Raw genomic sequence first — 22,729 nt, forward strand, 5'->3', positions numbered from 1 at the left:
TCACACAGCGTTAACCAGATGTAACTCCGCATCTGCATCCGCTAAGAGGTACGGCATGAGCGAAAACAGTTTATCCTCTTCAGGCACGACGCAGGGACGTCCCGATTTCAACGGCAAAGGCAGCCGCGCAACCAAAACGGCTTTTTATGTCCTGTTAATAGCCGGTCTGGCCTTTGCCGGATTTAATCTGTTTCACGATGTGGAAAAAACTAACACGCCCGTCACCAGTTATGTGCCTTTCTTTCTGCTCGGCCTGGCGCTGCTGATTGCGCTGGGCTTTGAATTCGTTAACGGGTTTCACGATACCGCCAACGCGGTCGCTACGGTGATCTACACGCATTCGCTGACGCCCGGTGCGGCCGTCGTCTGGTCAGGGCTGTGCAACTTTCTTGGCGTGATGCTTTCCAGCGGCGTGGTCGCGTTTGGCATTATTTCGCTTCTGCCCGTCGAACTCATCCTGCAGGCCAGCAGCGGCAACGGCTTTGCCATGATTTACGCCCTGCTGTTCTCGGCGATTATCTGGAATCTGGGCACCTGGTACTTTGGCCTGCCCTCGTCGTCGTCACATACTTTAATTGGCTCGATTATTGGCGTGGGTGTGGCGAATGCGATGTTGCATGGTCGCAGTGGCCTGAGTGGCGTTGACTGGGATCAGGCGCTGAAGGTCGGCTATGCCTTACTGCTCTCGCCCGTCGTGGGCTTCGTCTGCGCCGCCCTGCTGCTGTGGGCCATGAAGCTGTTGATTCGTAACCGCCAGTTGTACGAAGCCCCGCACAGCAACGAGCCGCCGCCGGTCTGGATTCGTGGCCTGCTGATTCTGACCTGCACCGGCGTCTCCTTTGCTCACGGGTCGAATGACGGGCAGAAAGGGATGGGACTCATCATGCTGATCCTGGTCGGCACCATGCCCATCGCCTATGCACTGAACCGTTCACTTCCGCCCGAGCAAATCCCGCGCGTTGCCGCACTGAGTGACGTGACGGCGCGCCAGTTACTGCATATTCAACCGGCCGCCACGCCCGCCCCGGATTCACGCAATGTGTTGACGGCCTTTGTCAGCACTGACACGGTCAATCCGAACGTCTTGCCCGCGCTTGGCATGACGTTACGGGATATCAGCGACCAGATTCGCCGCTACGGCTCGATGGACAATATTCCGGCCCAGTCCGTGACCAATACCCGCAATCAAATGTACCTGGCCGCAGAATCGATCAAGCACCTGCAAACCGCCCATGTCTCGCTCCCCGATGAGACGGCACGTAACCTGAAGGCGGTGAAAACAGAGCTGGACAGCGCCACACGCTTTATTCCGATGTGGGTGAAGGTGGTGGTGGCAATCGCGTTGGGGCTGGGCACCATGGTGGGCTGGCGACGTATTGTGGTCACCGTGGGTGAGCGCATCGGCAAAACCCATCTGACCTATGCGCAAGGGGCCAGCGCCGAACTGGTGGCGATGGCGACCATCGGCGCGGCCGATGCCTTTGGTCTGCCGGTCTCCACGACGCATGTGCTCTCATCCGGCGTGGCGGGCACCATGGCGGCGAACCGCTCTGGCCTGCAGATGTCCACCCTGCGCAATCTTGCCGTCGCCTGGATATTGACGCTGCCGGTCTCGATTTTACTTTCTGCCCTGCTCTACGGGCTGTTCATTCATATCTGACCAGGTGAATTGTCATGGCAACACACGACAACAGTTTCAATCGCGACGCTTTTAATCAGCGTTTAATGCAGGAGTTCTATGACAGCTACGACGAAGAGCTGGAGCTGGAGCTCGACGATCTGCGCTTTAGCGAGGCCGCGCCCACGGGCAGCGATGAAAAAGCCTGGCGCCGTCGTTATTTTCGCGAGCTGCTGCAGTTGCAGGGTGAGCTGGTGAAGCTACAGGACTGGGTAATGCGCACCGGCCATCGGCTGGTCATTCTGTTTGAGGGCCGCGATGCGGCCGGTAAAGGAGGCGTGATTAAGCGCATTACGCAACGCCTTAATCCGCGCACCTGCCGGGTGGCTGCGCTGCCCGCGCCCAACGATCGTGAAAAAACCCAGTGGTACTTTCAGCGTTATATCGCGCATCTCCCCGCCGCGGGCGAGATGGTGCTGTTCGACCGCAGCTGGTACAACCGGGCAGGCGTGGAGCGCGTCATGGGATTTTGCAGTGATGCCGACGTGGCGGAGTTTTATCGCAGCGTGCCCGAGTTTGAAAAAATGCTGACCCGCAGCGGGATTCAAATCATTAAGTACTGGTTTTCGATCACGGACGAGGAGCAGGAACTGCGCTTCATGAGCCGTATCCACGATCCCCTCAAGCAGTGGAAGCTCAGCCCAATGGATCTGGAAAGCCGCCGCCGTTGGGAAGATTACACGGAAGCAAAAGAAGAGATGCTGAGCCGCACCCATATTCAGGAAGCCCCCTGGTGGGTTGTTCAGGGCGTAGACAAGAAACGGGCGCGCCTTAACTGCATCAGCCACCTTTTGCAGCAGGTGCCTTATGAAGCCGCCCCACACGACGAAATCATTCTGCCGCCGCGTGAACGCTCACAGGACTACCACCGCAACGAGGTGCCGGAAAATATGATCGTGCCAGAAAAGTATTGATCGCGTGCGCGGCTAAGCGCCGCGCTGTCACGCTCTCACTTCCGGTGAGGCTGAAGAGAACTGACAGGTCTGCCGCTGTAATGCCGCATAGCGGTCAATCGCCGTAGCAATATCGGCTGAGGTTTTTAAGACGCGAATCTCAGCGAACAGCTCACCCGCTTCGACGTAGGCTTTACGCAAATAGCCCAGCCACTGTTTGATACGTGCGACATGGTACATGCCCGTATCACCCTGTTTTTCAAGCCGGGTATATTGTTGCAGGAGCACCACCACCTCCGGCCAGGCCATGGGCGCATCATTGTATTTGACGACCCGGCTCAGGTTAGGCACGTTAAGCGCACCACGCCCAATCATCACCGCATCACAGCCTGTGATTCGCAGACAATCCTGGGCGCTTTGCCAGTCCCAGATTTCGCCATTCGCGATAACCGGAATAGACAGTCGCCGACGAATCTCGCCAATCGCCTGCCAGTTAATAGCCTCAGCACGGTAGCCGTCTTCTTTGGTACGGCCGTGCACGACCAGTTCGCTGGCACCGGCCTGCGCTACCGCATCCGCAATTTCCATGCTGCGGGCGCTGGAATCCCAGCCCAGGCGCACCTTAACCGTAACGGGCAAGGAGTCAGGTACGGCTGCCCGCATGGCTTTGGCCGCGCGGTAGATTAAGTCGGGATCTTTTAACAGCGTCGCCCCACCGCCGCTGCCGTTGACCAGCTTCGACGGGCAACCGCAGTTCAGATCCACGCCCCACGAGCCCAGCTCAACCGCGCGGGCCGCGTTTTCCGCCAGCCACTCGGGATGCTGCCCCAGCAGTTGCAGACGAACCAGCGTACCCGACGGCGTCCGGCTGGCATGATGCAGTTCGGGACAAAGGCGATAGAAGGATTTTACCGGCAGCAGTTGGTCAACGACGCGCAAAAATTCCGTGATGCACAAATCGTAGTCGTTGACGTCCGTCAACAGCTGGCGCACCAGAGAATCCAGTACGCCCTCCATGGGTGCCAGTAAAACCCGCATGATCAGACGTTTCCGCTGCGTTTAGGCGCGGGCCGACGTGGACGAGACGCAGGCTTGTCAGACTGGCCCGCTGCGGGTCCCTGACGACGCGGCTGCGCACGCTTGTCCCCTTGAGGACGCGCCGCGCCGGCACCTTGTCCGCCCTGCCCCCGACCACGGCCGCGTGAAGACGGTGACTGGCGGCCGTTCACAATCGGTTCCGCTTTGATGCTGGGATCCGGCTCATAGCCCGGCACAGCCAGTCGTGGAATTTCACGCTTCAGCAAGCGCTCAATATCACGCAACAGTTTGTGTTCGTCGACGCAAACCAGCGACAGCGCCGCACCCGTTGCGGCGGCACGACCGGTACGCCCAATGCGGTGTACATAGTCTTCAGGCACGTTTGGCAATTCATAGTTCACGACGTGCGGCAGTTCTTCGATATCCAGACCGCGGGCCGCGATATCCGTCGCAACCAGCACACGAATCGCGCCGGATTTGAAGTCGGCCAGTGCACGGGTACGTGCGCCCTGACTCTTGTTACCGTGGATGGCGGCGGCCGTAATGCCGTCTTTGCCCAGTTGTTCGGCAAGGTGATTGGCACCGTGCTTGGTGCGGGTAAAGACCAGCACCTGCTGCCAGTTACCTTCGCCAATCAGCTGAGACAGCAGTTCCCGCTTGCGCTTTTTGTCAACAAAATGCACCTGCTGAGAAACCTGCTCAGACGCGGTATTGCGGCGCGCGACTTCAACCTGCTCCGGGTTGTGCAGCAGTTTTTCTGCCAGGGTTTTGATCTCATCTGAGAACGTCGCCGAGAACAGCAGGTTCTGACGTTTAGCTGGCAGTTTGGCCAGTACGCGGCGGATATCGTGGATAAAGCCCATATCGAGCATGCGATCCGCTTCATCCAGTACCAGCACTTCAACCTGAGACAGGTCAACGGCGTTTTGATGAGCCAGATCCAGTAAACGGCCCGGCGTGGCCACCAGAATATCGACGCCGCCGCGCAGCTTCATCATCTGTGGGTTGATGCTGACGCCGCCAAACACCACCAGCGAACGCAGCGGAAGATATTTGCTGTAGTCGCTGACGTTTTCACCGACCTGAGCGGCCAGTTCACGGGTCGGTGTCAGAATCAGCGCGCGCACCGGACGACGGCCGCGCACTGTTCCGGTATTCGCGGACAGTTTCTGTAATAAAGGTAAGGTAAACCCGGCGGTTTTGCCGGTGCCGGTCTGGGCGCTTGCCAGCAGATCGCGGCCGGACAGCACAACAGGAATCGCCTGGCGCTGAACAGGCGTCGGTTCGCTGTAGCCCTGCTCAGCTACCGCACGCAGAATATCGGCACTCAGGCCGAGAGAGTCAAAAGACATGACGAGTATTACTCCGGTCCACTCTGACCGCGTTTGGCGGTGTAGTTTTCAGAGGGATAGTGACGCCAGCTGAGGCTGACGCGTGAAAAGGGTGCAAACTACGATGCATAAGCGGCGGAGTGTAACAGCTTTACCGCCCCTGTGCGAGATAGCTCACAATTGATTACATATCTCCCAACGACAAAAGCCACCTTGCGGTGGCTTTTTTAGCGCGACAGCCTGATTCAGCTGCGTTTTTTCTCAATGCGTCCTGCCGGCTCTTTCGCCAGCAACGACACCAGCGCGGGCCCCAACAACATCACCACGCCAAGGCTGGCTAACAGTAAGTTGTTGTGGAAAATGCGCGACACCAGGAACAGCGTCATCATCGCGGCACCGAAATAGTACGTGGTGGTCGCTTCTTCCAGGTAATCACCCAGGGTACGTAAACGGGCACTACGCTGCGTGATCAGCATGGCGATAAACACCGCTGCATAGGCCACCACCAGGGTACTGCACACTTCGACCAGTGCTTTATGTTTCCAGCCCCAGACCAGTGCGGCAATCACCAGCAGGTGCATCGCGATGTGGGCCCAGGTTTGACCGGTAATAATTTGAAAGCGATTCGACAATTTCATTTCTCTCTCCTGCAGACCTGGCACGTTGCACAAATGCAACCGTAACCGGCCAGGGACGGTTTCTCAATGTAAAGCAAATTTCAGATAACGCCCTAATTATTCCTCTTCTTCACCCTCCATTTGTGACAAAGACTACACTTTGTTGTTGATGAAGATGAAAAGGAGCGCGTCGCGAGTATGCCACAAATCAAGCAAGGATTTTCATTTAAAGTCCTGACGATTAATACCCATAAAGGTTTTGCCCCGTTTAACCGACGCTTCATCTTGCCCGAATTGCGTGAAGCGGTGCGCGCAACGTCAGCAGATATCGTCTTTTTGCAGGAGGTGATGGGAACCCATGACATTCACCCTCTGCAACATGAAAACTGGCCTGATACCTCCCACTACGAGTTTCTGGCCGACACGATGTGGAACGATTTTGCCTATGGGCGCAATGCGGTTTACCCGGAAGGACATCATGGCAACGCCGTGCTGTCGCGTTTTCCCATTGCTGAGTACGACAATCGCGATGTTTCAATTGCCGGGAGCGAAAATCGCGGCATGTTGCATTGCCAGCTTACCCTGCCCGATGGCCGGGGCACGCTGCATGTCATCTGTGTGCACCTGGGGCTGAAAGAGGCGCACCGTCGTGCCCAGTTGGCGATGTTAAACGACATGGTGATGGCGTTACCCGCTGACGCACCTGTCGTCGTCGCCGGTGACTTTAACGACTGGCAGGGGCGAGCCAACAACATACTGCAAAAAGGGGCGGGACTAAAAGAGGTCTTTAGCCTGAAAAGCGGACGACCTGCGCGGACGTTTCCGGCACGCTTTCCCCTTCTGCGACTGGATCGTATTTACGTGCGCAATGCGACGATCAGTCAACCCTGGGCATTGCCGCGTAAACCCTGGTCACACCTTTCCGATCACGCGCCGCTGGCGGTGGAGATCCATCTATGAATTTTGAGTGGCAAGACGGCAACAAACTGCGCCTGCTGGAAAACGGGGACGCATTTTTCCCCCGGGTGTTTGGCGCGATTGCACGTGCCGAACACAGCGTACTGCTGGAAACCTTCATCCTGTTCGAAGACGATGTGGGCAACGCCCTGCACAAGGTGCTTCTGGCGGCGGCGCAGCGCGGCGTCAAGGTCGAAATGATGGTCGATGGCTACGGCTCCTCCGAGCTGTCCCAGAGTTATGTCAACAGTCTGACGCAGGCGGGCGTGCGCTTTATCTATTACGATCCGCGTCCGCTGATCATGGGCATGCGGACTAACGTCTTTCGCCGTCTGCACCGTAAAACCGTGGTCGTGGACGGCGTTATCGCCTTTGTCGGCGGCATCAACTTTTCCGCCGAGCACTACACGGATTTTGGCCCGGAAGCCAAACAGGATTATACCGTGGAGGTCAAAGGTCCGGTGGTCGCCGACATTACCCGCTACCTGCAAGAGGCGATTGGCAGTCAGGCCACCACTCGCCGCTGGTGGGGACAGCGTTCACATCGTCCGGCCAAAAACACCCTGCCCGGCGACGCGCAGGTCCTGTTTGTCTATCGCGACAACGATCAGCACCGGGATGATATTGAGCAGCATTATCTGGACATGCTGCGCACCGCCAAACAGGACGTCATTATCGCCAACGCCTACTTTTTCCCTGGCTACCGTTTGCTTAAGGAGATGCGCAATGCGGCACAGCGCGGCGTACGCGTGCGACTGATCGTGCAGGGTGAGCCGGATATGCCGATTGTGAAAGTGGGCGCTGAGCTGCTTTATAACTATCTGGTGGATGCGGGCGTGGAAGTCTATGAATATTGCCGCCGACCGCTGCATGGCAAAGTGGCGGTGAAAGATCAGCAGTGGGCTACCGTTGGCTCAAGCAATCTCGACCCCTTGAGTTTGTCCCTCAATCTTGAAGCCAACCTGATCATTCACGATCGCAACTTTAACCAGACATTACGCGATAATCTTGAGCATTTACTGGCTGAAGACTGTCAGCGCGTGGAAGAGGATAAGTTGCCACCACGCACCTGGTGGCAGCTGACGAAAGGCGTTGTCGTGTTCCACTTTCTGCGTCACTTCCCGGCTATCGCCGGCTGGTTACCGGCGCATACGCCAAAGCTGGCTCAGGTGGATCCGCCGGTTCAGCCCGAAATGGAGACGCAAGATCGCGTCGAAGCCAACAATGAAGGAGCCAATTCCTGATGGCAAACACGCACCCACGCTGGAAACTGGCAAAAAAAATCCTGACCGGGCTCTTCTTCGTCGCCGTCATTGTGCTGCTGGTGATCTATGCACGCAAAGTGAACTGGGATGACGTCTATAAGGTCATTGTTAACTACAACCGCTTTGTGGTGCTGACCGCGGCGGCACTGGTTATCGTCAGTTATCTGGTTTACGGCTGCTACGACCTGATTGGTCGGGCCTACTGTGGTCATAAGCTGGCCAAACGTCAGGTGATGCTGGTGTCATTTATCTGCTACGCCTTTAATCTGACGCTGAGTACCTGGGTTGGCGGTGTCGCTATGCGCTACCGGCTCTATTCGCGGCTCGGCCTGGACAGTGCGACGATTACGCGCATTTTCTCCCTCAGCATCGCCACTAACTGGCTGGGCTACATCCTGCTGGCGGGCGTGATCTTCAGTGCAGGCCTGGTTCCGATTCCCGGCGGCTGGTTTATCGGCGAAACCACACTACGGCTTATTGGTGCCGCGCTGCTGGTGCTCGTTGTGTTTTATCTCTGGGCCTGCGCGTTTTCTAAACGTCGTCGCTGGAAAGTGAAAGGGCAAACCCTGCAGTTGCCTTCCCTGCGCATGGCGCTGTTTCAGTTTGCCGTCTCCTGCGCCAACTGGCTGGTTATGGGCACGATTATCTGGCTGTTGCTGGGCCGGGATGCCGGTTATCCCATGGTGCTGGGCGTACTGTTAATCAGTAGTATCGCAGGCGTAATTATTCATATTCCGGCGGGGATTGGGGTGCTTGAAGCGGTATTCGTGGCGCTGCTGGGCGGCCAGAACCTTTCACACGGGACCATCATCGCCGCGCTGCTGGCTTACCGCGTGCTGTACTTTATTTTGCCGTTGCTCCTGGCACTGGTGCTGTATCTGGGGCTGGAGAGCCGTGCGAAACATATGCGCCATAAGAACGAGCAGAAGCTACAAAAATCGTAGTAAACGGCTGCTCTGGTTCACCAGAGCAGCCTGTTTTTTAACGGCGGTTACCCAAAATACGCAGCAGCATCAGGAACAGGTTGATGAAATCAAGATAGAGCGTCAGCGCGCCCATGATTGAGTAGCGGCGCAGGTTTTCCGTGTCACGCGCATCAATCTGCTCACCGATATTTTTCAGCTTCTGCGTGTCATACGCGGTCAGGCCAACAAACACCACCACACCGATGTAGGTAATGGCCCACATCAATGCCGGGCTTTTCAGCCAGAAGTTCACCAGCGAGGCCAGCAGAATACCAATCAGCGCCATAAACAGCAGACTGCCCAGGCGGCTTAAATCACGTTTTGTGGTGTAGCCGTAGAACGTCATGGCACCAAACATCCCGGCCGTGACGAAGAACGTGCTGGCAATGGACGAATAGGTGTACACCAGAAAGATACTGGCCATGGTCAGCCCGGTCAGGGCCGAATAGAGCATGAATAACCCCGTCGCCACGGCCCCGCTCAGGCGATGCACCATACCCGAGAGGAAGAACACCAGCGCCAGTTGCACAATGATCAGGCCGAAGAAGGTGATGCGATTTGCAAACACCAGCTCCATCACCGCCGGTGTGCGCGCGGCAAACCAGGAGACGAAGGCAGTGAGTAACAAACCACAGGTCATCCAGCCATAAACCTGCGCCATATAAGCCTGCAACCCACGAGATGCAGGCTGAACTATTGAATCATTCTGTGGATATCGGTCCATGATGCACCTCTTGTTAAACAAATGTGTTGTGCCCCAAAACGGGCTGTCTGAGTAAGTGTGGCACAGCTCTGTTCAACTGTGCCACAACGCCGTACTTATCGACGTGACAGGCACTGCTGATAACGACTGTCGACGCGTTGAGCAAACCACGCCGTGGTTAAATTGCGGGTAATTTTAGGACTTTCAAGTCTGATGCCCGGCAACATTTCCCGTGGCAATGGCTTTCCGGCCATCTTGTCTGCCAGCGTAAAAACCTGCTTCCACAGATCGCTGTCGCTGAAGTCCGCCTTTTCGCCCCGCTCCAGATCGTGGCGGATTTCGCGGTTGCTCATATCAATGCGTTTCGCCAGCGTCCGCACCGCCAGCTCCGTCGATCCTGGCGTGTCCGAACCATACTGAATCAGATCGCCATCCAGCGCCAGCTTCATCCCTGTCGCGCGGGCTACCGCCGCCTGGAACGCCGCATTGCGGCTGGCGTACCAGCCCGCATTGTAGTCCGCGAACCGGTAAAGCGGCTTGCTGTAGTCAGCCGGATAGCCCAGCAGGTGCATTGTGCCGAAATAGACGCCGCCATGACGCGTGAAAACTTCACGGCGAATGGAACCGTCAACCGGCCATGGATAGCCTTTGGCATGGGCTTCTGCAAACGCAATACTCACCTGCATCGGTCCGCCGGTATGAACAGGATTGAGGTTGCCAAACAGCTTCTGCCCCATGGGCACCATCTCAATAAAGTCGTCGAAAATGGCGCTCAGATCTTTTTCACTTTTCGCCTTATCCAGCCGCGCAGCGTAGCTTTCGCCATTACTGGACTTGATTAACAGCGCGGTGCGCACTAAAAACGCCGGAACATGCACCTTCGCCGCCCGGCGGTCGATCTCCTCCCAGGCGATCTTTGCCATACCGGGTACGGTGCCGTTGGCGTCAAATCCTGACTCCTGGCCCGCCACCGCAATAACTGCGCACAAATTACTGTCGCTGGCGGTCAGGCCCTGGGTACGGAACGACGTATAGATATCGTCAGCCCAGCCTGATTTATCGCTGACACCGGCGGGCAGCAGGCGCTGAATCTGCGCTTTGACATCCTCAGGTTGCCTGGCGGGCGCTTCTGGTGTTTTTTTGCTGCTACAGCCCGCCAGTATCAGGATAGCGAGCAACGTCAGGCGTTTGGGGAATGAAATGAATGACATACCTGTCCTCTGAGGCAAAAAGAGTAGCTTAACACTGCGCCGCTTCGCAGGGCAGATGCGATGATATGAACTAAGGTTATCTCTTTTCACGAAAAAGGGATGTTTTATGTCAAAACGCTGGACACTTATCGCACTGAGCCTGCTGCTGGCCGGCTGCGGTGGCAATAACACACCGGCTCAGGTCAGTTCGCCAGGCGCCCCCACTTCACCGACGCTAAAAGCGCTGGACAGCGGCGCGGCCGTGCTGCAGTCCCGGCCGCCCATTGATGCGATCAATGCCTATCTGGATGGTTTTCATTTCTATAACGGCGACAAGAACGGCCAGATGGAAGCCCATCACTATGTGACGGTCCTGAATGATGATGTGATGCAGGCGGTGATTTATGACGGTAATACGCGCGATGCGCGCCTGATGGGCGTGGAATATATTATCAGTGAGCGCCTGTACCGCACCCTGCCCGCCGAAGAGAAAAAACTGTGGCACAGTCATCAGTACGAGGTGAAATCCGGTTCACTGGTCGCGCCCGGCCTGCCGGCCGTCGCAGAAAAAGCGCTGATGACGCGCATCGTCAACACGTACGGGAAAACCTGGCATACCTGGCACACCGACCGCGACAAGCAACTGCCCATTGGCATTCCGGCGCTGATGATGGGCTTTACCGCCGACGGGCAAATGGATGCGCGCTTGCTGGCCGATCGCGACCGCCGTTTTGACATCGACAGTCAAAAAATTCGTGCTGAACGGGCGGATATCGTCGCACATCCCGTAGTGCCCGGCGCCAATGCCTGGCAGGACGGTGACGTTATTCAGCTTCGGCGAGGACAAGGCGGCGGTGAACACGCGCACGGCAACACGCAGTTTGCTCCCGCCGAACAGCGTGGTACGCCTTAATCCCAGCGCTGCGCAGCCTCGTGATCGCTGCTGCGTGCATCGACCCAGCGATCGCCCTGCCCGGTGGTTTCCCGTTTCCAGAACGGGGCGCGGTTTTTCAGGTAATCCATGATGAATTCCGCAGCGGCAAAGGCGCTGCTGCGGTGCGCACTGGTGACGCCGACAAAGACAATCTCATCGCCGGGAAACAGTTCACCAATGCGGTGGATGACAGAGACGCGCTGAAGCGGCCAGCGCTGGCGCGCCTCGTCAGTAATTTCCTGCAGCGCCTTCTCGGTCATACCGGGATAATGTTCCAGCGTCAGGGCCGCAACATCATCGCCCAGGTTGTGATTGCGCACTTTGCCCGTGAACGTGACAACCGCGCCGTCTTCGTTGCACCCTGCCAGCCACTGGTATTCCTGCGCCATCGCAAAGGGCGCGGGACCGACCCGAATTTGCGTGTCCATTTATCCTCCGGTAACGGGTGGGAAAAAGGCGACTTCATCGCCGTCCCGTAAAGGGTGCGTCATGGGGCGTAGTGTCTGGTTAACCGCCGCCAGTAATCGTTCGCTGTCGAGCGCCAGCGCCCAGCGTTCGCCCTGCTGAGACAACGCTGTCCGCAGCGCCGCGACGTCGGGATAGTCGGCGGCCAGCGTCAGCGAGTCCGTGCCCACCAGCTCCCGCACCTGCGCAAAAAACAGCACCTTAATCATGGGCTGCCGCCTGAAAATCGCCGCTTTTGCCGCCGCTTTTATGCAGCAGGCGCAGCCGATCAATCACGATATCTTTCTGGACGGCTTTGCACATGTCATAGATGGTCAGCGCCGCCACGGAAGCCGCCGTCAGGGCTTCCATTTCTACCCCGGTTTTCCCCGTCAGCCGACACAGCGAGGTGATGCGAACCCGGTTCAATGCGGGTTCCGCGACCAGGTTGATCTCCACTTTGCTCAGCATAAGCGGATGACAGAGTGGGATCAGTTCCCAGGTGCGTTTTGCCGCCTGAATACCGGCAATGCGCGCTGTGGCGAACACATCACCCTTGTGGTGACGGCCTTCCATGATCATCTGTAACGTTTCTGGCTTCATCAGTACCAGCACGTCGGCCTGCGCTTCGCGTACCGTATCGTCTTTGGTGGAAACATCCACCATATGGGCTTCGCCCGCGGCGTTGATGTGGGTAAGTTGTGACATGCTTAAAGCTTCTTTAAATGAGTGACAAAATTGCAGGGACGCGTACGCGCATCCAGTTGGTCAGCGATGATGCGTTCCCACGCGGTGGTACAGGCTGACGTTGAGCCCGGGACCGCAAAGATCAACGTCTGGTTAGCCAGACCGGCCACCGCACGGGACTGCAATGTCGAGCCGCCAATGTCTTCGTAAGACACCATGCGGAACAGCTCGCCAAAGCCGTCAATCTCCCGATCGAACAACGGCAGCAGCGCCTCAGGCGTGCTGTTTTTCGCATTGAAGCCGGTGCCGCCATTAATAATGACCACCTGGACATCTTCACTGGCGATCCAGCGCGACACAATCGCGCGAATACGGTAAACATTGTCGGGAACAATGGCGTGATCGATCACGCTGTGGCCCGCCTCGGCTGCCGCTTCACGCAGATAATCGCCGGAGGTATCGCTGCTGACATCACGGCTGTCAGAGACCGTCAGCATAGCGAGCTGTAACGGTTGAAACGTGCTGGCTGATTTGCCCATGTCTGCTCCTGCAGTTAACCGCCAATATAAGAAAGATTTTGTGTAATACCGGTATTTCCCTGTAACAGGAAATGCGTCTGCTTCTTCTGGCCCAGGCTGCTGGCAATGCGTGCCTGAAGTTCATCTTGCTGGTCGTCAGAGGCCAGCAGATCGCGTAAAGGAATCCCGCCATCGCCAAACAGGCAGAGATGCAAATTTCCCTGTGCGGAAACCCGCAGACGGTTGCAGCTGGCGCAGAAATCTTTGGAATACGGCATGATAAGCCCGATTTCACCGACGTAATCCGGATGATAAAACACCTGGGCCGGGCCATCACTGCGGCCGCTGATACGACGCTGCCAGCCCTGAGCAATCAGTTGATCGCGGATAACTTCGCCCGAGACATGCTGCTGGCGAAACAGCGCACCGCCCTCGCCGGTTTCCATCAGTTCGATAAAACGCAGCTGGATGGGACGCGTACGGATCCAGTCAAGAAAGGTCGCCAGATGGTGGCTGTTGACATCGCGCATCAGCACGCTGTTGACTTTGACCTGGCTAAAACCCGCCTCAAAAGCCGCGTCAATCCCGGCCATCACCTGGTGGAACTTGTCCTGACCGGTAATCGCATGAAACTGACGTGCATCAAGGCTGTCCACGCTGACGTTCAGCGCGGTCAGTCCCGCGTCGCGCCACTGCTTAACATCGCGCGCCAGTCGGTAGCCGTTGGTGGTGACCGCAATCTGGCGAATCGCAGCATTTTCGTTAACCGCGGCGATAATGTCGGTGAAATCACGACGTAAAGAGGGCTCACCGCCGGTCAGACGCACTTTTTCAGTGCCCGCCGCCGCAAAGGCGCGCGTGACACGGCGAATTTCATCCAGTGAGAGAAAGCTTTTATTGCGGATACCGTTTGGCTGATAACCCTCCGGCAGGCAATAGGTACAACGGAAATTACAGACATCCGTGACCGAGAGGCGCAAGTAATAAAACTTACGCGCAAATGCATCAGTAAATTGTGACACCAGAGAACACCTTTCCAGTTCGGGAGATGCAGTCATTTCTTCCTGCACCCTGGCAGCGCGTAGGCTACGGCCTGAATCCCCTATCCGCAGACGTAGGCATTCAGGCTTGAGTGTACGTTAACCGGCTGATTAACGCGGTATACAGATGGTAGCGCGATTAGGGTAAATGCGCCATCCACGGCTTTTACTCTGTGTGCGCAGTAACGTTAACTTTCACCGTATTTCGCGCCCGGGATACGGTAAACTGCCGGTCATAAACTGACACACATCATCCTCGTCTGCACCCTGCGCGTTTCACGCCTCTGCAGACGCGAAAAAGGAGAAATATGAATCGAACACTGGCGGACCTGGATCGCGTCGTGGCACTGGGCGGCGGACATGGATTAGGTCGCGTGATGTCGGCCTTGTCACCACTGGGTTCGCGCCTGACCGGCATCGTTACCACCACTGATAACGGTGGCTCCACCGGCCGCATCCGTCGGGCTGAAGGCGGTATCGCCTGGGGCGATTTGCGCAACTGCATTAACCAGTTGATTACCGAGCCCAGCGTCGCGTCCGCGATGTTCGAATACCGCTTTACCGGCAATGGCGAACTGGCCGGGCACAATCTGGGCAATTTAATACTGAAAGCGCTGGATCATCTGAGCGTGCGTCCGCTGGAAGTGGTCAATATCATCCGAAATCTGCTAAAAGTTGACGCGTTTTTAATCCCGATGTCCGAACATCCGGTGGATTTGATGGCAACAGATGACGAAGGCAATGCCGTTTATGGTGAAACCGCCATTGATGAGATGCGCGCACCACCACAGGCGTTAATGCTGCATCCTGTGGTGCAACCGACGCGCGAAGCGCTCGATGCCGTTGCAGAAGCCGATTTGATTCTGATTGGGCCAGGCAGCTTCTACACCAGCCTGATGCCCATTCTGTTAATGAAAGAGATGGCGCAGGCGCTGCGCCGCACGCCCGCGAACATGGTGTTTATCGGCAACCTGGGCCGTGAACTCAGTCCGGCGGCGGCGGCGCTGACCGTGGCGGATAAGCTGAGAATAATGGAAGAGGCGATTGGTAAACGGGTCATCGACGCCGTGGTTGTCGGACCGGCCACGGACGTCAGTCTGATCGACAACCGCCTGATCATCCAGGAGCCGCTGGAGGCCGCAGATATTAAATATCGTCACGACCGCCAGCTGCTGCGCGGCGCGCTGGAGCACGCCATCCAGCGGTTTAACTGACTCAGGACACCGCGATAAACAAGGTGCGCAGTTCCTGGAGCTGATCGCGCAGGCCAGCAGCCTGTTCGAACTCCAGGTTTTGCGCATGCTGCTGCATCTGCCCTTCCAGTTCGTGAATCTTTTTCTGCAACGCCTGCGGTGACAACGCCAGGTAATCCGTCTCTGTCTCGGCGGCGTTGCGCTTGCCGGGTTTGGCTTTACCCCGCGTTTTCACCACGTTATTGCCCAGTTCCAGAATATCGGTGATTTTCTTATTCAGGCCCTGCGGTACGATGCCATTCTCTTCGTTGTAGCGCTGCTGCTTCTCACGACGGCGCTCAGTTTCTTCAATGGCGCGCGCCATGGAAGGCGTGATCTTATCGCCGTAGAGGATCGCTTTACCATTGATGTTACGTGCAGCGCGCCCGATGGTCTGGATCAGGGAGCGCTCGGAACGCAGGAAGCCCTCTTTATCGGCATCCAGAATGGCCACCAGCGAGACTTCCGGCATATCCAGCCCTTCACGCAGCAGGTTGATGCCCACCAGCACATCAAATTTGCCCAGGCGCAGGTCGCGAATAATTTCCATGCGCTCGACGGTATCGATGTCAGAGTGCAGATAGCGCACCTTTTCACCGTGTTCTTCCAGGTACTCCGTCAGGTCTTCGGCCATACGTTTGGTGAGTACCGTGACCAGTACGCGTTCATTGACGTTAACGCGCTGGCGGATCTCTGACAGCAAATCGTCCACCTGAGTCGCCACGGGCCGCACCTCAAGGATCGGATCCAGCAGCCCCGTCGGACGCACCACCTGATCGATCACCTCATCGCCCGATTTTTCCAGCTCGTATTTGCCTGGCGTGGCGGAGACATAAATGGTCTGAGGGGCCAGCGCCTCGAACTCTTCAAACTTCATGGGGCGGTTATCCAGCGCCGAAGGCAGGCGGAAGCCATATTCGACTAACGTCTCTTTACGCGCCCTGTCCCCGCGGTACATGCCGCCAATCTGCGGAATGGTTACGTGCGACTCATCGACGACCAGCAGGCCATCCGCCGGCAGATAGTCAAATAAGGTCGGCGGCGCTTCCCCCGGTCCGCGGCCAGACAGATAGCGGGAGTAGTTTTCGATACCTGAGCAGTATCCCAGCTCCCCCATCATTTCGAGGTCAAACTGCGTCCGTTGGGTAATACGCTGCTCTTCCAGCAGTTTGTTGTTTTCCAGCAGGATCTTGCGCCGTTCGGCCAGTTCAACCTTGATGTCTTCCATGGCCTGCAGGATACGCTCACGCGGCGTGACGTAGTGCGTTTTAGGGTAAATGGTAAAGCGCGGCACCACCGATTCGACCTGACCGGTAAGCGGGTCAAACAGGGACAGCCGCTCCACCTCTTCATCGAATAATTCAACCCGCAGGGCCATATCGTCAGATTCGGCCGGGAAGATATCAATGACTTCGCCCCGGACCCGGAACGTCCCGCGCTGAAACGCCTGATCGTTACGCGTGTACTGCAACTCCGACAGGCGACGCAGGATGCTGCGCTGATCGATGATCATGCCGCGCGTTAAGTGCAGCATCATTTTCAGATACAGATCGGGATCGCCCAGGCCGTAGATGGCAGACACGGAGGCCACGACAATCACGTCGCGCCGTTCCAGCAACGCTTTCGTCGCGGAGAGGCGCATTTGCTCGATATGTTCGTTCACCGACGCATCCTTTTCGATAAAGGTATCCGAACTGGGCACGTAAGCTTCGGGCTGGTAGTAGTCATAGTACGAGACAAAAAACTCTACGGCGTTTTCGGGAAAGAACTCCTTCATCTCGCCATACAGTTGCGCCGCCAGCGTCTTATTAGGAGCCAGCACCATGGTAGGACGATTCAGGTCGGCAATAACGTTAGCAACGGTAAAGGTTTTACCCGATCCGGTTACGCCTAACAGCGTCTGGTGCGCCAGGCCGTCTTCCAGTCCGGCTTCCAGACGGCGGATCGCTTCCGGCTGATCGCCAGAAGGCTTGAAAGCGGAGTTCAGTTTAAAATCTTTACTCATGAATGCGGTTCCTGCAGAAGAAAGACGGCGGGCAGCCCATTATTTTACTCTGCTATGGCAATTTTGCCAGAAAAAAATACTGGATATAATACCAGTAATGATGCACAGTATTGTCGCCAGGTTTTACTTGACTCTGGCACTTTTGCCCAGGCAAACACCCGTTTTTGTTGCGCAAGGTTATCCCCAAGCCACGTATTGATTTAACATTTGTCAAGCCTGTGTCATAAAATTGCAGTTTGATGAATCGCGTCCAATCCGGCAGGCTTGTTTTTTACTAACACACTGATTTTTAATAGTAAGTAAAAAAAGCCCAGATTGTCATCATTACGTGACCAGGCCGCGTATTTCCTCGCTTCTAACCTGTTTTCATTATCTAATGCACAAGGTTATCCACAGGAATAGTGGATAACTGATGAGAGGCCTTGGAATATCGGCTGTGCATAATTTTTTCTGCCGCCGCGTTTTGATGAAAAAAAATTTTTTTTAGCGAAATTTTTAACGCCAATAGCGTTGTTTTAGCGCGATGCATGGCGCGCATTCAACGTTGATCGTCTGGCTTTTCAGGTTGCTGTTTTTTACAGCAGACTGCCTGCGCCATTTATGGGCAACTGCACCTGACGCTCATTTTTCCTGCACCCTCATCGCGCTGCACAGTCGTCCCGCCCGTCAATTGTTCACTTTTACTTATATTTAAACCGTCAAAATTCCGCATGTTAAGCGCGCAAACTTCGTTCACTCCGACTCTGGCCCGGTAATTGCATGCTTTGTGATCAGGATGTCATGCGCCACAGCAGCAGTCATAGCCCTGCTATTCTGGTAGTGCGATTTACCCGTTATGAGCAGCAAAACATTCAGGTTAATTATCTGGAAGGAGCGCGTCAGATGCTAAGTTTACGGTCGGTGAATCAGTTTTACGGAAAAAATCATATTCTCTGGAATGTGGACCTTGACCTGCCCCCCGGCACCTGTACCGGCATACTGGGACGTCCCGGCATGGGAAAAACCACGCTGGTGAACTGCATCATGGGTAAGCTTCCCATCAACAGCGGCACGATTAGCTGGCAGCAGGATGGCTCGCCGCCAGAGGACCTGCTGTCGCAGCCTGCCGATCAACGTGCACGCCAGGGCATTGGTTACGTGCCACAGGGACGACATATTTTCACGCAGATGAGCGTAGAAGATAACTTACTGATTGCCCTGCTGGCAGGCGCTGAATCGCGCGAAAATCACCGGCCTATTCCGGAAATGATTTTTGATCTTCTGCCGGCTCTCTATTCACTGCGTCAACAGCGCAGCGGGGATTTACCGGTTTATCAGCAGCAGCAACTGGCCCTTGCCCGCGCGCTGGTATTACAGCCACGCCTGCTGATTCTGGATGAGCCCGCCGATGGCATGGCGCCCTGGCTGGAAGAAGAGATGGGTAACCTGATTCGGCGTCTTAACCGGGATTACGGCCTGACGATTCTGCTGCTGGAGCAGCGGGTTTCCCTGATTCGGCGCGTCGCTGACAGCTTTTTGCTGTTGCATCGCGGGCGTAATGTGGCGCAGGGTAACGTCACCCTGCTGGATGACGGTACGCTCGATAAATGGCTGACGATGGCGTGATTAATCCGGTAGCGTCAGATAGTGACCACAGTCCGCCTGCTGGCTGTCATCCGCTAACCAGGGAATGACACCCAGACAAGGCGCGGGCAGGCGCTCCTTCAGGGCCGTAAGGTATGCCTGATAACGCTGGCCGGGCGGCTGAACCGTGTTGGCAATCCAGCCAGCCAGTCGCAGTCCACGCGCCCTTACCGCCTCGGCGGTCAGCATGGCATGATTAATACAGCCCAGTTTTACACCCACCACCAAAATCACCGGTAGCCGTTCAGTCTCAACCCAGTCGGCATAGGTTTGCGTCTCAGACAGCGGCGTATACCAGCCGCCCGCGCCTTCAATCAGAATCCAGTCAGCCAGCGGCTCCAGCTCGCGAAGCCCTGCCGATAGCGTTGAAAAGGTAATTGGCCTGCCCTCCTCTGCGCTGACGATATGCGGCGATGTCGGCTCCATAAAGGCCAGCGGATTCACCTGCTCATAGCAGAGCGGCACATTGCTGTAACGTTGCAGCGCCAGCGCATCGCTGTTACGGATGCCTTCTGCGGTTAACGTACAGCCCGAGGCCACCGGTTTGTAGCCCGCACAGCGGTAGCCTGCTGCGCTCGCCGCCTGCAGCAGGGCGCTACTGGCAACGGTTTTACCGACTTCTGTATCGGTACCGGTGATAAACCAGCGTGTCATGATTCACTTACTCCATACATCAAATGATAACTGAGGCGGAAACCCTGTTCGTCCCGTGGCCAGTGGGCTTCAAGCTGTGCCAGACGGCGACGCGTCAGCACATAATCGGCCCGTCCGGCATGCAGATGCGTTGCGCCAATGCCCTTCAGAGAGCGCATGGCGCTGAGCGCATCGGGAAAATGCAGGGTGACGGTTTGCGCGTGACAGCGCAGCCGTTGTGCGGCACAGGCTGCGGCGATCGCCTGCGCCGGCAGAAAGCGATTGGCGTGCACATGCGCGTCAAGATGCGACCAGGCCTCGTGAACCTCATGCAGCGATCCCGCGCTCAGCGTTGAAAACAGCATACAGCCGCCGGGTTTTAGTACCCGCGTAAACTGCCTGAGCGCGGCCGGCAAATCGTCGCTCCATTGCACCACCAGATTGCTCCATAACAGGTCAATGCTCTGATCGGCTAACGGCAGTGCGTCGATGTCGCCCGCCAGATAATGATGCGCCACCGCGTTTTGCCGGGCCTGATGCAACATCTGCGGCGACAGATCCAGCGCCATGACCTGTTTCCCCCGGTCGCGCCATAGCCGGCTGTACCAGCCGGTGCCACAGCCCGCATCCAGCACCTGTGGACCGGTTTGAGCAGGCACCCATGCCAGCAGCGCATCCCCGCTGATCCGTTGCAGTTCGGCATGCCTGTCGTAACACGACGCCGCGCGCCCAAAGGCTCTGGCTACGGCACGTTTATCAATGTGCAGCGTCATGAAGTGCCTCCAGCAGGACATCAATATCGTCTGGCTGATGCGCGGCGGTCAGCGTGATGCGCAAACGTGCCGTGCCCGGCGGTACGGTAGGCGGACGAATCGCGCTGACCCAGCAACCGGCTTCGGCTAAACGGGCCGACAAGGCCATCGCCTGGGCGTTATCGCCAACAAGTAACGGTTGGATGGCGCTGGATGACGGCATAAGCGACCAGGGCAAGGAGGAGGCGCCCCGGCGGAAATGGGCAATGTTGCGGCTCAGGCGCTGGCGCAGTCCATCGCCTGCCTGCACCTGTTTCAGGGCGGCCAGTAACGCGCTGGCCTGTGCTGGCGGCATGGCGGTTGAGTAGATGAGGTGGCGCGAAAACTGCACAAAATAGTCGGCCGTCGCGTCATCACACAGCAATGCCGCGCCGCTGACGCCAAAGGCTTTACCGAAGGTGACCACCAGCAGTTCGGGCTTAATGCCCTGTTGCCAACAGCTGCCGCGCCCCTGCTCACCTGTGACGCCAATGCCGTGCGCATCGTCAACCAGTAACCAGGCCCCGGCCTCACGCGACTGCGCCGCCAGCGTCTGTAACGGCGCGCTGTCACCATCCATGCTGAAAATCCCTTCCGTGACCACCAGCGTTTGCCCTTCACAGGGCGCACTCAGCCGCACAGCCAGACTGTCCGGATCGTTATGGGCGAAACGACGCAGTTGCGCAGGGCTGTGACTTGCAGCATCCAGCAACGAGGCATGGCTCAGCTTGTCAGCAAGAATGCGATCGTTTTTCCCGGCGAGCAGGTGAATGACCGCCTGGTTGGCGGCAAAGCCGGAAATAAACAGTAATGCCCGGGGATAACCCAGCCACCCGGCCAGTTGCGCTTCCAGGGTGGCATGAAGAGCCTGGAAACCGGTGACATGGCTGGATGCGCCTGCCCCCGCCCCGGCCAGTGCCGCGCCCTGTTGCCATCCGGCAATCACCGCCGGGTGCTGGCTTAACCCAAGATAATCATTACTGGAAAAGTGACGATAATCCCGGCCTGCATAGCGGATCAGGCGCGTCTGACTGGCGTCAACTACGCGCCGTTCGCGCCAGCCCTCTTCAGCACGGCGCTGCGCGAGCGCCTGCTGTATGCGTTGCGGCCAGCCCATTACAGCGCCGCGTTATAGAATTTTTCTGTGTCGGCATTGAGCAGTTGCTCACTGAGCTGCTGCTGTTGCGCATTATCGCCATGGGCGGTCTGGGTATGTTCCGGATTCAGTCCGAGCTTGCGGAACAGCAGCATATCTTTGTCTTCTTCCGGGTTTGGCGTGGTCAGCAGCTTGCAGCCGTAAAAAATCGAGTTAGCCCCGGCCATAAAACACATCGCCTGGGTTTGTTCATTCATCTGTTCGCGGCCCGCCGACAGACGCACGTGCGAGGCAGGCATCATGATGCGGGCGACGGCGATCGTGCGGATAAAATCGAAAGGTTCGACATCGTCATTGTCTGCCAGCGGGGTGCCTTTCACCTTGACCAGCATGTTGATCGGCACGCTTTCCGGCGGCGTCGGTAAGTTGGCCAGCTGCACCAGCAACCCGGCGCGATCATTAACCGTTTCGCCCAGGCCAACAATCCCGCCCGAGCAGACCTTGATACCAGCCTCGCGCACCTTGCCCAGCGTATCCAGTCGTTCCTGATAGCTGCGCGTGGTAATGATGTTGCCGTAAAACTCGGGCGAGGTATCCAGATTGTGGTTATAAAAGTCCAGCCCGGCGCGACCTAAACGCTGGGCCTGGCTGTCGCTCAGCGTTCCCAGCGTCATGCAGGTTTCCATGCCCATTGCTTTCACGCCTTCGACCATTTTTTCCAGATAAGGCATATCGCGATCGCTGGGGTTTTTCCACGCCGCGCCCATGCAGAAGCGGCTGGATCCGGCCGCTTTCGCTTTTTGCGCCGAACGCAGGACCTCATCCACCTCCATCAGGCGCTCTGATTCCAGCCCGGTCTTGTAGCGGGCACTTTGTGGACAGTATTTGCAGTCTTCCGGGCAGGCACCCGTTTTAATCGACAGCAGCGTGCTGACCTGAACCTGACGCGGATCGAAGTGCTGGCGATGTACCTGCTGTGCTTCAAACATCAGTTCAAGAAACGGGCGTTCAAACAGGGCCTGTGCCTGGGCTAGCGTCCAACGTTGTGACATTACGTACTCCAAAAAAGGTGTCATCCCGACAGTTAAC

General features: G+C 57.0%; 23 protein-coding genes and 1 riboswitch. Of the genes, 8 read left to right on the forward strand and 15 right to left on the reverse strand.

Going from position 1 to position 22,729, the window contains the following annotated elements:
- The first annotated feature begins 55 nt into the window (after window positions 1-55).
- Window positions 56-1,660, forward strand: coding sequence for an inorganic phosphate transporter (locus GC090_RS14250; RefSeq protein WP_006118524.1), 1,605 nt, complete (start codon window positions 56-58; stop codon window positions 1,658-1,660).
- A gap of 14 nt (window positions 1,661-1,674) precedes the next feature.
- Window positions 1,675-2,592 (forward strand): polyphosphate kinase 2, encoded by a 918-nt coding sequence (gene ppk2 / locus GC090_RS14255; protein ID WP_039341492.1) that lies wholly within the window; start codon window positions 1,675-1,677, stop codon window positions 2,590-2,592.
- A gap of 27 nt (window positions 2,593-2,619) precedes the next feature.
- Here the strand turns inward: ppk2 and dusC are convergent, their stop codons facing one another.
- From dusC to GC090_RS14270, 3 genes are all read right to left on the reverse strand, one after another.
- Window positions 2,620-3,609 carry a tRNA dihydrouridine(16) synthase DusC gene (gene dusC, locus GC090_RS14260; protein ID WP_205957381.1) on the reverse strand — a complete coding sequence of 330 codons (990 nt, stop codon included), beginning with the start codon at window positions 3,607-3,609 and terminating at the stop codon, window positions 2,620-2,622.
- Window positions 3,610-3,611: 2 nt separating this feature from the next.
- Window positions 3,612-4,961: an ATP-dependent RNA helicase RhlE gene (gene rhlE, locus GC090_RS14265; RefSeq protein ID WP_006118521.1), complete on the reverse strand. Its 1,350-nt coding sequence runs from the start codon at window positions 4,959-4,961 to the stop codon at window positions 3,612-3,614.
- A gap of 224 nt (window positions 4,962-5,185) precedes the next feature.
- Window positions 5,186-5,578, reverse strand: coding sequence for a YbhQ family protein (locus GC090_RS14270; protein WP_033737724.1), 393 nt, complete (start codon window positions 5,576-5,578; stop codon window positions 5,186-5,188).
- A 177-nt stretch (window positions 5,579-5,755) separates the two neighbouring features.
- On the opposite strand from GC090_RS14270, the gene GC090_RS14275 reads away from it, so the two are divergent.
- Genes GC090_RS14275 through GC090_RS14285 form a run of 3 tightly spaced genes read left to right on the forward strand, consistent with a single transcriptional unit; the run spans window position 5,756 to window position 8,723 of the window.
- Window positions 5,756-6,517 (forward strand): endonuclease/exonuclease/phosphatase family protein, encoded by a 762-nt coding sequence (locus GC090_RS14275; protein WP_006118519.1) that lies wholly within the window; start codon window positions 5,756-5,758, stop codon window positions 6,515-6,517.
- Window positions 6,514-7,758, forward strand: a complete 1,245-nt coding sequence (clsB, locus tag GC090_RS14280) for a cardiolipin synthase ClsB (protein WP_033737726.1) — start codon at window positions 6,514-6,516, stop codon at window positions 7,756-7,758. Before GC090_RS14275 ends, clsB begins: the two co-directional genes overlap by 4 nt.
- Window positions 7,758-8,723: a lysylphosphatidylglycerol synthase domain-containing protein gene (locus GC090_RS14285; protein WP_324020172.1), complete on the forward strand. Its 966-nt coding sequence runs from the start codon at window positions 7,758-7,760 to the stop codon at window positions 8,721-8,723. Before clsB ends, GC090_RS14285 begins: the two co-directional genes overlap by 1 nt.
- A gap of 37 nt (window positions 8,724-8,760) precedes the next feature.
- Here GC090_RS14285 and GC090_RS14290 read toward each other — a convergent pair whose 3' ends face one another.
- Both GC090_RS14290 and GC090_RS14295 read right to left on the reverse strand, forming a co-directional pair.
- The gene (locus tag GC090_RS14290; RefSeq protein ID WP_058707643.1) at window positions 8,761-9,468 is read right to left on the reverse strand and encodes a Bax inhibitor-1/YccA family protein; all 708 of its coding nucleotides are present in this window, start codon (window positions 9,466-9,468) and stop codon (window positions 8,761-8,763) included.
- Window positions 9,469-9,563: 95 nt separating this feature from the next.
- Complete coding sequence (locus tag GC090_RS14295; RefSeq protein ID WP_205949949.1) at window positions 9,564-10,658, reverse strand: DUF1615 domain-containing protein; 1,095 nt, start codon at window positions 10,656-10,658, stop codon at window positions 9,564-9,566.
- 106 nt (window positions 10,659-10,764) lie between these two features.
- Between GC090_RS14295 and GC090_RS14300 the strand changes: the two genes are divergently transcribed.
- On the forward strand, window positions 10,765-11,550 hold the full coding sequence (locus GC090_RS14300) for an OBAP family protein (RefSeq protein WP_006118514.1): 786 nt from the start codon (window positions 10,765-10,767) through the stop codon (window positions 11,548-11,550).
- On the opposite strand, the gene moaE is transcribed toward GC090_RS14300, so the two are convergent.
- The 5 genes from moaE to moaA all read right to left on the reverse strand — a co-directional run bounded on the left by moaE (window position 11,547) and on the right by moaA (window position 14,245).
- Window positions 11,547-11,999, reverse strand: a complete 453-nt coding sequence (gene moaE / locus GC090_RS14305; RefSeq protein ID WP_324020175.1) for a molybdopterin synthase catalytic subunit MoaE — start codon at window positions 11,997-11,999, stop codon at window positions 11,547-11,549. The two genes, GC090_RS14300 and moaE, sit on opposite strands and share 4 nt — an antisense overlap.
- Window positions 12,000-12,245 carry a molybdopterin synthase sulfur carrier subunit gene (moaD, locus tag GC090_RS14310; RefSeq protein WP_205955015.1) on the reverse strand — a complete coding sequence of 82 codons (246 nt, stop codon included), beginning with the start codon at window positions 12,243-12,245 and terminating at the stop codon, window positions 12,000-12,002.
- Window positions 12,238-12,723, reverse strand: coding sequence for a cyclic pyranopterin monophosphate synthase MoaC (moaC, locus tag GC090_RS14315; protein WP_058707646.1), 486 nt, complete (start codon window positions 12,721-12,723; stop codon window positions 12,238-12,240). The genes moaD and moaC overlap by 8 nt, the downstream gene beginning before the upstream one ends.
- A gap of 2 nt (window positions 12,724-12,725) precedes the next feature.
- On the reverse strand, window positions 12,726-13,241 hold the full coding sequence (moaB, locus tag GC090_RS14320; RefSeq protein ID WP_324020177.1) for a molybdenum cofactor biosynthesis protein B: 516 nt from the start codon (window positions 13,239-13,241) through the stop codon (window positions 12,726-12,728).
- A gap of 14 nt (window positions 13,242-13,255) precedes the next feature.
- Window positions 13,256-14,245 carry a GTP 3',8-cyclase MoaA gene (gene moaA, locus GC090_RS14325; RefSeq protein WP_172912616.1) on the reverse strand — a complete coding sequence of 330 codons (990 nt, stop codon included), beginning with the start codon at window positions 14,243-14,245 and terminating at the stop codon, window positions 13,256-13,258.
- A riboswitch (molybdenum cofactor riboswitch) is annotated at window positions 14,234-14,367 on the reverse strand. It overlaps the preceding gene by 12 nt.
- Before the next feature lie 201 nt (window positions 14,368-14,568).
- Here moaA and GC090_RS14330 point away from each other — a divergent pair.
- On the forward strand, window positions 14,569-15,474 hold the full coding sequence (locus GC090_RS14330; RefSeq protein WP_006118508.1) for a gluconeogenesis factor YvcK family protein: 906 nt from the start codon (window positions 14,569-14,571) through the stop codon (window positions 15,472-15,474).
- Window position 15,475: 1 nt separating this feature from the next.
- On the opposite strand, the gene uvrB is transcribed toward GC090_RS14330, so the two are convergent.
- Window positions 15,476-17,497, reverse strand: a complete 2,022-nt coding sequence (uvrB, locus tag GC090_RS14335; protein ID WP_033737734.1) for an excinuclease ABC subunit UvrB — start codon at window positions 17,495-17,497, stop codon at window positions 15,476-15,478.
- A gap of 882 nt (window positions 17,498-18,379) precedes the next feature.
- Here uvrB and GC090_RS14340 point away from each other — a divergent pair.
- On the forward strand, window positions 18,380-19,102 hold the full coding sequence (locus GC090_RS14340; RefSeq protein ID WP_033737785.1) for an ABC transporter ATP-binding protein: 723 nt from the start codon (window positions 18,380-18,382) through the stop codon (window positions 19,100-19,102).
- Here the strand turns inward: GC090_RS14340 and bioD are convergent, their stop codons facing one another.
- From bioD to bioB, 4 genes are read right to left on the reverse strand one after another with little or no spacing between them, the layout of a single operon-like run.
- Window positions 19,103-19,774: a dethiobiotin synthase gene (gene bioD, locus GC090_RS14345; protein WP_033737735.1), complete on the reverse strand. Its 672-nt coding sequence runs from the start codon at window positions 19,772-19,774 to the stop codon at window positions 19,103-19,105.
- Window positions 19,771-20,526: a malonyl-ACP O-methyltransferase BioC gene (gene bioC, locus GC090_RS14350; protein ID WP_205957378.1), complete on the reverse strand. Its 756-nt coding sequence runs from the start codon at window positions 20,524-20,526 to the stop codon at window positions 19,771-19,773. The genes bioD and bioC overlap by 4 nt, the downstream gene beginning before the upstream one ends.
- Window positions 20,510-21,661 (reverse strand): 8-amino-7-oxononanoate synthase, encoded by a 1,152-nt coding sequence (gene bioF, locus GC090_RS14355; RefSeq protein WP_033737737.1) that lies wholly within the window; start codon window positions 21,659-21,661, stop codon window positions 20,510-20,512. The genes bioC and bioF overlap by 17 nt, the downstream gene beginning before the upstream one ends.
- Window positions 21,661-22,692, reverse strand: coding sequence for a biotin synthase BioB (gene bioB, locus GC090_RS14360; protein ID WP_006118502.1), 1,032 nt, complete (start codon window positions 22,690-22,692; stop codon window positions 21,661-21,663). The genes bioF and bioB overlap by 1 nt, the downstream gene beginning before the upstream one ends.
- Window positions 22,693-22,729 lie beyond the last annotated feature (37 nt).

Source organism: Pantoea sp. JZ29 (assembly GCF_035190385.1).
Lineage (GTDB): Bacteria > Pseudomonadota > Gammaproteobacteria > Enterobacterales > Enterobacteriaceae > Pantoea > Pantoea stewartii.

Bases quoted from the DNA above. Each gene is read 5' to 3' on its own strand.
- bioB (WP_006118502.1), bottom strand. From the start codon at position 22,692: ATGTCACAACGTTGGACGCTAGCCCAGGCACAGGCCCTGTTTGAACGC.
- GC090_RS14300 (WP_006118514.1), top strand. From the start codon at position 10,765: ATGTCAAAACGCTGGACACTTATCGCACTGAGCCTGCTGCTGGCCGGC.
- rhlE (WP_006118521.1), bottom strand. From the start codon at position 4,961: ATGTCTTTTGACTCTCTCGGCCTGAGTGCCGATATTCTGCGTGCGGTA.
- moaB (WP_324020177.1), bottom strand. From the start codon at position 13,241: ATGGGCAAATCAGCCAGCACGTTTCAACCGTTACAGCTCGCTATGCTG.
- bioF (WP_033737737.1), bottom strand. From the start codon at position 21,661: ATGGGCTGGCCGCAACGCATACAGCAGGCGCTCGCGCAGCGCCGTGCT.
- GC090_RS14295 (WP_205949949.1), bottom strand. From the start codon at position 10,658: ATGTCATTCATTTCATTCCCCAAACGCCTGACGTTGCTCGCTATCCTG.
- dusC (WP_205957381.1), bottom strand. From the start codon at position 3,609: ATGCGGGTTTTACTGGCACCCATGGAGGGCGTACTGGATTCTCTGGTG.
- GC090_RS14270 (WP_033737724.1), bottom strand. From the start codon at position 5,578: ATGAAATTGTCGAATCGCTTTCAAATTATTACCGGTCAAACCTGGGCC.
- moaE (WP_324020175.1), bottom strand. From the start codon at position 11,999: ATGGACACGCAAATTCGGGTCGGTCCCGCGCCCTTTGCGATGGCGCAG.
- GC090_RS14330 (WP_006118508.1), top strand. From the start codon at position 14,569: ATGAATCGAACACTGGCGGACCTGGATCGCGTCGTGGCACTGGGCGGC.
- uvrB (WP_033737734.1), bottom strand. From the start codon at position 17,497: ATGAGTAAAGATTTTAAACTGAACTCCGCTTTCAAGCCTTCTGGCGAT.
- bioC (WP_205957378.1), bottom strand. From the start codon at position 20,526: ATGACGCTGCACATTGATAAACGTGCCGTAGCCAGAGCCTTTGGGCGC.
- moaD (WP_205955015.1), bottom strand. From the start codon at position 12,245: ATGATTAAGGTGCTGTTTTTTGCGCAGGTGCGGGAGCTGGTGGGCACG.
- ppk2 (WP_039341492.1), top strand. From the start codon at position 1,675: ATGGCAACACACGACAACAGTTTCAATCGCGACGCTTTTAATCAGCGT.
- GC090_RS14275 (WP_006118519.1), top strand. From the start codon at position 5,756: ATGCCACAAATCAAGCAAGGATTTTCATTTAAAGTCCTGACGATTAAT.
- GC090_RS14250 (WP_006118524.1), top strand. From the start codon at position 56: ATGAGCGAAAACAGTTTATCCTCTTCAGGCACGACGCAGGGACGTCCC.
- GC090_RS14340 (WP_033737785.1), top strand. From the start codon at position 18,380: ATGCTAAGTTTACGGTCGGTGAATCAGTTTTACGGAAAAAATCATATT.
- GC090_RS14290 (WP_058707643.1), bottom strand. From the start codon at position 9,468: ATGGACCGATATCCACAGAATGATTCAATAGTTCAGCCTGCATCTCGT.
- clsB (WP_033737726.1), top strand. From the start codon at position 6,514: ATGAATTTTGAGTGGCAAGACGGCAACAAACTGCGCCTGCTGGAAAAC.
- moaC (WP_058707646.1), bottom strand. From the start codon at position 12,723: ATGTCACAACTTACCCACATCAACGCCGCGGGCGAAGCCCATATGGTG.
- bioD (WP_033737735.1), bottom strand. From the start codon at position 19,774: ATGACACGCTGGTTTATCACCGGTACCGATACAGAAGTCGGTAAAACC.
- GC090_RS14285 (WP_324020172.1), top strand. From the start codon at position 7,758: ATGGCAAACACGCACCCACGCTGGAAACTGGCAAAAAAAATCCTGACC.